This window comes from Hymenobacter sp. AT01-02 (genome assembly GCF_000961955.2).
GTDB classification, from domain to species: domain Bacteria; phylum Bacteroidota; class Bacteroidia; order Cytophagales; family Hymenobacteraceae; genus Hymenobacter; species Hymenobacter mucosus.
In genome coordinates, this window is sequence record NZ_JZIR02000089.1 from 1 (window position 1) to 7,360 (window position 7,360).

General features: G+C 60.8%; 8 protein-coding genes and 2 pseudogenes. 6 read left to right on the top strand and 4 right to left on the bottom strand.

Going from position 1 to position 7,360, the window contains the following annotated elements; all coding sequences use genetic code 11:
- Positions 1–569 precede the first annotated feature (569 nt).
- A pseudogene (locus tag VI25_RS29030) lies at positions 570–785 on the top strand (barstar family protein); the annotation flags it as partial.
- Here the strand turns inward: VI25_RS29030 and VI25_RS27225 are convergent.
- Genes VI25_RS27225 through VI25_RS28670 form a run of 4 tightly spaced genes read right to left on the bottom strand, consistent with a single transcriptional unit; the run spans position 759 to position 3,808 of the window.
- The gene (locus tag VI25_RS27225; protein ID WP_052695774.1) at positions 759–938 is read right to left on the bottom strand and encodes a cyclophilin-like fold protein; all 180 of its coding nucleotides are present in this window, start codon (positions 936–938) and stop codon (positions 759–761) included. The pseudogene VI25_RS29030 and the gene VI25_RS27225 overlap by 27 nt on opposite strands.
- Positions 935–2,443 (bottom strand): sensor histidine kinase, encoded by a 1,509-nt coding sequence (locus VI25_RS19505; protein ID WP_055562759.1) that lies wholly within the window; start codon positions 2,441–2,443, stop codon positions 935–937. The genes VI25_RS27225 and VI25_RS19505 overlap by 4 nt, the downstream gene beginning before the upstream one ends.
- A complete protein-coding gene (locus VI25_RS19510; RefSeq protein ID WP_316934380.1) occupies positions 2,433–3,581 on the bottom strand; it encodes a sigma-54 dependent transcriptional regulator in 1,149 nt (382 codons plus the stop codon). Before VI25_RS19510 ends, VI25_RS19505 begins: the two co-directional genes overlap by 11 nt.
- On the bottom strand, positions 3,506–3,808 hold the full coding sequence (locus VI25_RS28670; protein WP_316934381.1) for a response regulator: 303 nt from the start codon (positions 3,806–3,808) through the stop codon (positions 3,506–3,508). The genes VI25_RS19510 and VI25_RS28670 overlap by 76 nt, the downstream gene beginning before the upstream one ends.
- A gap of 302 nt (positions 3,809–4,110) precedes the next feature.
- On the opposite strand from VI25_RS28670, the gene VI25_RS24280 reads away from it, so the two are divergent.
- The 5 genes and pseudogenes from VI25_RS24280 to VI25_RS29040 form a co-directional block, all read left to right on the top strand.
- Positions 4,111–4,869, top strand: a complete 759-nt coding sequence (locus VI25_RS24280) for an HlyD family secretion protein (protein WP_082455709.1) — start codon at positions 4,111–4,113, stop codon at positions 4,867–4,869.
- Positions 4,870–4,929: 60 nt separating this feature from the next.
- Positions 4,930–5,370 carry a hypothetical protein gene (locus tag VI25_RS24285; protein WP_082455711.1) on the top strand — a complete coding sequence of 147 codons (441 nt, stop codon included), beginning with the start codon at positions 4,930–4,932 and terminating at the stop codon, positions 5,368–5,370.
- 33 nt (positions 5,371–5,403) lie between these two features.
- A complete protein-coding gene (locus tag VI25_RS19520) occupies positions 5,404–6,087 on the top strand; it encodes an ABC transporter ATP-binding protein (protein WP_022821726.1) in 684 nt (227 codons plus the stop codon).
- A 21-nt stretch (positions 6,088–6,108) separates the two neighbouring features.
- Positions 6,109–6,834 (top strand): annotated as a pseudogene (locus VI25_RS29035) (ABC transporter permease); the annotation flags it as partial.
- Positions 6,835–7,147: 313 nt separating this feature from the next.
- On the top strand, positions 7,148–7,360 hold a 213-nt coding region (locus tag VI25_RS29040; protein WP_410503445.1), incomplete at its 3' end, for a hypothetical protein.

Here is a 7,360-nt window from a genome sequence, read left to right on the forward strand (position 1 = left end):
CCTAGCTTTTTCGAAAGGTGGCCCGCCCAGCCCCAGAAATGGGGGCCGGGCGGGCCATTGCATTCGTCCCTCATCTAGCCCTGCGCAGCCGCACATCCAACCCGTAGTTGCAAGCGAAATTTGCCCTTTTACGCAGGCTTTTGCAGGCGTTTATGCCCAGGCAGGAGATAAGAAGTAACAAGCCTTTGCAACCGAACTAGCACCAGACAGGCCCCACGGTATATTCCCTTGGGGCCTGTCTGATGTTTGGGGTAATCGAGGTACCCTTACCGATAGGCTGACTAGTACGCGCCCACAATAAATGGGGCTTCTTGGTCCAAGGCCAGCAGTCGGGTTTTTCAAGCCCTTTCAACGTTTAGCTAAGTCGGAGGTTTTTCCTATTTGTTTAACCACACCTCAAGAAGCGGGAAACGCTAGAAAACCCGTTGGTGCTGTTGGATGGGAGCCGCAGTGGTGGAGTAGGTATGTAAAGCTTATACCTTGTTCCAACCTCGCCTAAAAATGATGAGAGACAGATGACCGTACAGTTGCTTGGAGCCGAAATGACCGACTAGGAGGCCTTACATGCTCACTTGAAGGAGCGTCTAGGATTTCCTGACTACTACGGGGAGAATCTAGACGCGCTTTGGGACTGCTTACGAGCTGATGTAGAAACGCCTATAACAATTCAATGGCTCGACTTTGCAATTAGTCAGCGTGCTTTAGGTGACTATGCCGATAAAACCTTAGCGACTTTACGGGAGGCCCAAGAAGAGGTATCAGGGCTTACAATTGAAGTGATCTAGAGGGCCTAGCAAGTCCGCGTACTTCTCGTTTCCATTCAGCTCCGTCATCGGTACGGTTAATGGCAGCAGGGCTTCAAAGGCCGTCGGGTTGTCCTGGAGCGTAGCGCGGAAGGTGCTCATCCCGATCTTAACGAGAATGCGACTGCCGTTCATAAGGGCGTTAGTAGGCGTAGTAAGCTGACTGGAGACATTGTCCTTCTGGCACGAGGAACAGCCAAACAGAACGGATGAAAACGTGAACAACGAAAGAACTGCTTGTAGCATGACCAGGAAGTAACAGGAGTGCTTATACCGAAAGAGTTCTCAAAAGGTAACCGAGGAGGGAAACCACAGCTGAAATGCACTACCTGCCCTACCACGGAATGGACTTGGATGCTGCCCTGGTGCAGCAGCATGATTTGCTTAGCCAGACTCAGCCCAATCCCGGAACCGTTGGGGCGAGTGGTGAAAAAAGGGATAAAGATGTTGTTCAGTACGTCGGCAGTAATACCACTCCCATTGTCCTTCACCTCGATAACTATCCGTTCCTGTTCATCGGACCAAGCCAGCAGACTAATGTGAGGGTTGGGGGTTTGTGTGACTGCCTGCGCCGCATTGAGCACCAGATTGATGAGCACTTGCTCCAGCAGAGGGCCGTCGGCGTGCAGGGTGAGGTGCCCGGGCCGGACGCTCAAGGTAACCTCAATGCCTTGCGCGGTCAGCTGCTGCGCTAGCAGCTGCCGAGTGGCCTGCAGCAATTCCTGCACGTAAAGGGTCGTGCGCTGCGGCGAGGCCAGGGTGCTAAAGTCCCGGTACACCTGGGCGAAGCGCAGCAGCCCTTCGCTGCGCTGCTGGATGATGCGAATGCCGGTGCCCACGTCGTCGAGCAACTCAGCGGAGGTTTCCTGCTGCCGGGCGCGCTGCACGTGGCGACCCAACGAATCCGCCAGCGAAGCAATGGGGGCAACTGAGTTCATGATTTCATGCGTCATCACCCGTAGCAGCTGCTGCCAGGCGGCCGTTTCGGTATCCGCTAGGGCCTGGCTCACGTTTTTAAAGGCCAGGAGGGTAAAGGCTTCGCCTCTTAGCTTAAACTGGGTGGTCGATACGAGCAGCTGCACCGTTTGGAGGCCTACCGTCAGTTTCACCACCACGGGCTGGCCGGGAGCCGCCCGGCAGATGGCCTCGTAGAGGACCGGCTGCCGGGATTGCAGCGCCCGAATATTTTTCAGGTACGGCAGGTGCAGTGTCTGTTTGAACGCCTCGTTTACCCAGCCCACGGTGCCCGCCGCGTCGTAGGACACGATACCCGTATCGAGCAGCGCTAGGATAGTTTGCAGGTACTGAAACTGCGCTTCCTGCTCGGCCCGCAGCTCCCGAAACGTGGCGTTCACCTGGTTGAAAGCCTCGTGCAAGGGCCGCAGCGACGCCGGGACGGACTGCGCCGGGTACTGCCGCGAAAAATCCCGGTACTGGAGGGCCAGGGTGAAGTCGGCCAGGGCCTGTTGGCCGCGCGTCAGGTAGCGGGTTAGGTCCAGGACTAGCACTACCAGCAGCACCAGAGCCCCTAGGGCTGACCCATAGGCGTGGTGCAGCGCGGCGTATCCGCTCGCGGCCAGCGCGGCTAGCAGCAGTACTAATCGTCCCAGCAGGCGAGCATCCAGGCTATTATATATCATGCTTGTCGAGCCGACGGTAGAGGGCGGTGCGGGTGAGGCCCAGCTCCTTGGCCGCTTTGGTGAGGTTGCCCTGATGGCGCTCAATGGCCTTCTGGATGGTGGCTTTTTCTACTTCCAGCAATGGCAGCGGCTGCTCAGCCACGGTCGCAGCTACCGCCGACGCGGAAGCAGTTGCCGATTCGGAGTTTCGAAACGAGAAATCGGTCGGAAGCAGCACGGGACCGGCCCCTAGGATAACGGCCCGCTCCACCGCGTGTTGCAGCTCCCGCACGTTGCCGGGCCAGGTGTGCTCCTGGAGCTTGCGCAGGGCAGCGGCACTGAATTCCGGCACGGGTTGCCGGTTGCCGATGGCGTACACCTGCGCGAAGTGCTGGGCCAGCAGTAGGACGTCGTCGCCCCGCTCGCGCAGGGGTGGCAGCGTAATTTCGACCGTATTGAGGCGGTACATCAGGTCCTGGCGGAAAGCACCGCGGGCTACCAGGGCGTGCAAGGGGGCGTTGGTGGCCGACAATAGCCGGATGTCTACCGGTACGGGGGTATTGCTCCCCACGGGCACCACCTGGCGGTTTTGCAGGGCCGTGAGCAGCTTGGCTTGCTGCGGCAGGCCAATGTTGCCAATCTCATCCAGAAACAAGGTTCCGCCGGTGGCCGCCTCGAACCGGCCCACGCGGCTGGCCTGCGCATCCGTGAACGCGCCCTTGGTGTGCCCAAACAGCTCGCTTTCAAATAGCCCCTCGCTGAGGGCGGCTACGTCGGCGGCCACAAAGGCCCGGGCGGCGCGGCGCGACTGCTCGTGTAGGGACTTGGCGACTAATTCTTTGCCGGTACCGTTCTCGCCCAATAGCAGCACGTTGGCCTCAGTTGGGGCGACCTTTTCAATAATAGCGCGTACTTCCTGCATGGCGGCCGACTCGCCCAGGAGAACAGTAGCAGCAGCCGGCCCGGCTGCTTTTTTCGGACTGCCCCCATTTTTGCGGCCGGTTTTAGGTAGGGCGGCGGCCAGCGTTTGCAGCAGCTGTTCGTTGTGCCAGGGCTTGAGCAGGAAGTCGGTGGCCCCGGCTTTCAGGGCGCGGACCGCCGTGCGCACGTCGCCATAGGCCGTAATGAGGACAACGGCCGTGGTGGGGGCGTGCTCCAAAATGCGGCCGAGCCAGTAAAAGCCTCGTTGCCCGTCGCCTGCCCGCTGCGGTAGTTCATGTCGAGCAGCACAGCGTCGAAGTGCTGCTGGCGGAGCCGGGAGAGCAGCAGCTCCGGGTTTTTTTCCGTCACGACTTCCCGCACCTCCGTTTTGAGCAGCAGCTTGAGGGCGAACAGCACATCGGGCTCATCGTCTACCACCAGAATGCGGGCGTGCTTAAGATTCATGAAAATAGGCTTGGTAAACTGTAAAAGTCGGGGCTGGCTGGCACCCGTCCCAACCCAAGGCACACAAACCGTGCAGGCCTTGGAAAATACTGGGTTTCAGTCGGCCAGGCTGTTCTCTGCCTAGCAATAGATTCGGACTGTATCAGAACCGAACGGTCAACTGTATCAAAACCGGACAGTCGGCAACCGCTTTCTCTCGGGTTTCTGAACCAGTCTGCTGATTAGCAAGGGTTTGTGAGTAAGGCACCGTTCTTGGCACTTCCGGTCACTAGCTTTTTACTGCTATTTCCTGCGCCGAACAAATGGATAGCCTGATACCGAAGAAAAAATGGTGGTTTATCACCCGCTGGTGGTGGCTAGGAGTGCTGGTATTGGCCGGGACAGGCGCAGCCAGCCTCTACTGGCCTAGGCCAGGCCAGCGGCTGCACGTCGCGGCCAGCCGGCTGACCATCAGCCCCGTTACCCAAGGTAATTTTCAAGAATTTACGGCTATCGACGGGGTAGTGCAGCCCCTGCACACCGTGTACCTGGACGCGGCGGAGGCCGGCATGGTGCAGCAGGTACTGGTGGAAGAAGGCGCGACCCTAACGGCGGGCCAGCCGTTGCTGCGGCTAGCCAACCCCGACCTGCAGCTGGAAATGGTAAACCGCGAAACGGCCGTGTACGACCTGATGAACAACCTGCGCAATACCCGCAATCAACTGCTGCAAAACCGCATCCTGCGCCAAAACCAGCTAGCCGACATCGATTTCCAGCTGGCCGAGGCCCGGCGGGTGTTTGACACCAACCAGGTGCTCTACGACCAGAAGGTGATTGCGCGGCAGGACTACTTGCAGAGCCAGAATGCCTACCGCTACCAGCGGCGCCGGCGACAACTGACGCAGCAGACCTTGCGCCAGGATTCGCTGGCTATGCAACAGCAGCTGAGCACCATGCAAGAGTCGGTACAGCGCATGACCAGCAACCTGGCCCTGATGCGGCGCAAGATGGACGACCTGCTGCTGCGGGCCCCGGTCGGCGGGCGGCTCAGCTCGCTGGCCGCGGAAGTGGGCCGAGGCTAAAAACCGAGGCCAGCGCCTAGGCAGATTGACGCGCTGGCGGGCGTGAAGCTACACGCCGCCGTGGACGAATTTTATATTGCCCGCATCGCGGCCGGCCAGGTGGGCGAAGTGGTGGTGGATGGCCAGGCGTATGCCTTGCGCGTGACCAAAATCTTCGCGCAAGTGGCCAAAGGCGTGCAAATTGACCTGGCCTTTACCGGTACCCCGCCGCCGGGCCTACGGCGGGGCCAGACCTTGCCCATCCGGCTGGCGCTGAGTGCGAAGGCCCCGGCGGTGCTGCTGCCTAAAGGCGGCTTTTACCAGCAAACCGTGGGCAACTGGGCGTTTAAGCTGGCGGCCGACGGCACCCGGGCCGAGCGGGTGGCCATCCGGCTCGGGCGGCAGAACCCCGATTATTATGAAGTGCTGGCGGGCTTACAGCCCGGCGACCAGGTCGTGACCTCCAGCTACGAAGGTTACGCCGACCAGCAAGAGCTGGTGCTGGATAAGGACCGCCCCTAGGTAACTAAAATTGACCAGTAAAGCTTGAAACGCATGATTAAGACCGAAAACCTGGAAAAGGTGTACCGCACCGAGGAGGTGCAGACCAAGGCGCTGAACCACGTCTCGCTGACGGTGGAGCAGGGGGAATTTGTGGCCATCATGGGCCCCTCGGGCTGCGGCAAATCGACACTGCTCAACCTGCTGGGCCTACTCGACGAGCCCGACGGCGGCAGCCTGCAGCTGCTGGGCACCGAAACCAGCCGCTACTCCGAGCGGCAGCGGGCCGAGCTGCGCAAGCGCAGTCTGGGCTTTGTGTTCCAGAGTTTCAACCTAATTGACGAGCTGACGGTGTTTGAAAACGTGGAGCTGCCCTTGCGCTACCTCGGCGTGGGGGCCGCCGAGCGGCGTCAGCGGGTGGAGCAGGTGCTGGAGAAAATGCAGCTGCTGCATCGGCGCAACCACTTTCCGCTGCAGCTCTCGGGTGGGCAGCAGCAGCGCGTGGCCGTGGCCCGCGCCGTGGTGAACGCCCCACCGCTGCTGCTGGCCGACGAGCCCACTGGCAACCTCGACTCGGCCAGCGGCCACGATGTGCTGGGCTTGCTGACGGAATTGAACGAGGCGGGCACCACCGTGCTCATGGTCACGCACTCTGAGCACGATGCCCGGTACGCCCGGCGCGTCATCCGCCTGCTCGACGGGCAGGTGGTGCTGGAAAACAGCCGCAGCCAATTCTAACCGATTCCTCCTCCTTCGGCCATGCTTCCCTACCCCCTGCTGCTCCTCTACCGCAACTTTAAGCGGTTCAAAAGCACGTTCTTCATCAACCTGATTGGCCTCTCGATCGGCCTGGCCTGCGCGCTGCTCATCTACCTCTGGATAAGCGACGAGCGCAGCTTCGACCGCTACCACGCCCTGGACGGCCGGCTCTACCAGGTGATGGAAAACCGCCGCACCGCCGCCGGCATCGAAACCCAAGGCGGTACCATGCCGCTGCTGGCCGAGGCCCTGCGGCGGGAAATGCCGGAGATTGAATTGGTGGCCACCACCACGCCGGTACCATTCTTCCCCGGGTTCACGCTGGTGGCGGGCGGCCAGCACCTGAATGCCGCCCCCAAATACGCGGACCCCGCCTTCTTCCAGCTGTTTTCCTACCCCCTGCTGGTGGGCACCCCCGCCACGGTACTGCAAGATAAAAATGGAATTGTACTCTCTGAGGCCTTGGCAACTAAGCTTTTTCGGTCGCCACAGAATAGCTTGGGCAAAGCCGTGGAATGGCAAATGGCCGACTTAAAACAGACCTGCCTGGTGGCCGGAGTGTTTGCCGGGGTGCCGCGCAACTCGTCCGAGCAGTTTGATTGCGTGCTGCCGTTTGCCTCGTTCAAGGACATGATGCACATGAACGAGACCGTCAAGTGGGATGACGAAGGCCCCTTCAACACCTACCTGGCCTTGAAGGAGGGGGCCGACCCCGCGCAGTTTCAAGCCAAGTTGGCGGGGGTGCTGAAGACCAAAAGCGCGCAGGCCCAGGCCCAGGGGCGCACGCTGTTCGTGCGGCCGTTCGCGGCGGGGTACCTGCACGGCACCTACGAAAACGGCGTCGCCACCGGGGGGCGCATTGTCTACGTGCAGCTGTTTGCCCTAATTGCCGGGCTCATTCTGGTGATTGCTAGCATCAATTTTATGAACCTGTTCACCGCCAAGGCCTCACGGCGGGTAAAGGAAGTGGGCATTCGCAAGGCCCTGGGGGGCAAGCCGCGCCGCGCTGGTGGGGCAGTACCTGACCGAGTCCGTGGTGATGGCCTTGCTGGCCCTGGTCGTGGCCGTGGGGCTGGTGCAGCTCGTGCTCCCGCAGTTCAGCGAGCTGACGGGCAAGCCGCTGGCCTTGCACTGGGAGCCGCAGCTGGTGGGGGCCGGCCTGGCGCTAGCGCTGGGTACGGGGCTACTGGCGGGCAGTTACCCCGCGTTTTTACCTATCGAGTTTTCAGCCGGCGGCTGTGCTGAAAGGCAA

Bases quoted from the DNA above. Each gene is read 5' to 3' on its own strand.
- VI25_RS27225 (WP_052695774.1), bottom strand. From the start codon at position 938: ATGAACGGCAGTCGCATTCTCGTTAAGATCGGGATGAGCACCTTCCGC.
- VI25_RS19505 (WP_055562759.1), bottom strand. From the start codon at position 2,443: ATGATATATAATAGCCTGGATGCTCGCCTGCTGGGACGATTAGTACTG.
- VI25_RS28670 (WP_316934381.1), bottom strand. From the start codon at position 3,808: ATGAATCTTAAGCACGCCCGCATTCTGGTGGTAGACGATGAGCCCGAT.
- VI25_RS24280 (WP_082455709.1), top strand. From the start codon at position 4,111: ATGGATAGCCTGATACCGAAGAAAAAATGGTGGTTTATCACCCGCTGG.
- VI25_RS19520 (WP_022821726.1), top strand. From the start codon at position 5,404: ATGATTAAGACCGAAAACCTGGAAAAGGTGTACCGCACCGAGGAGGTG.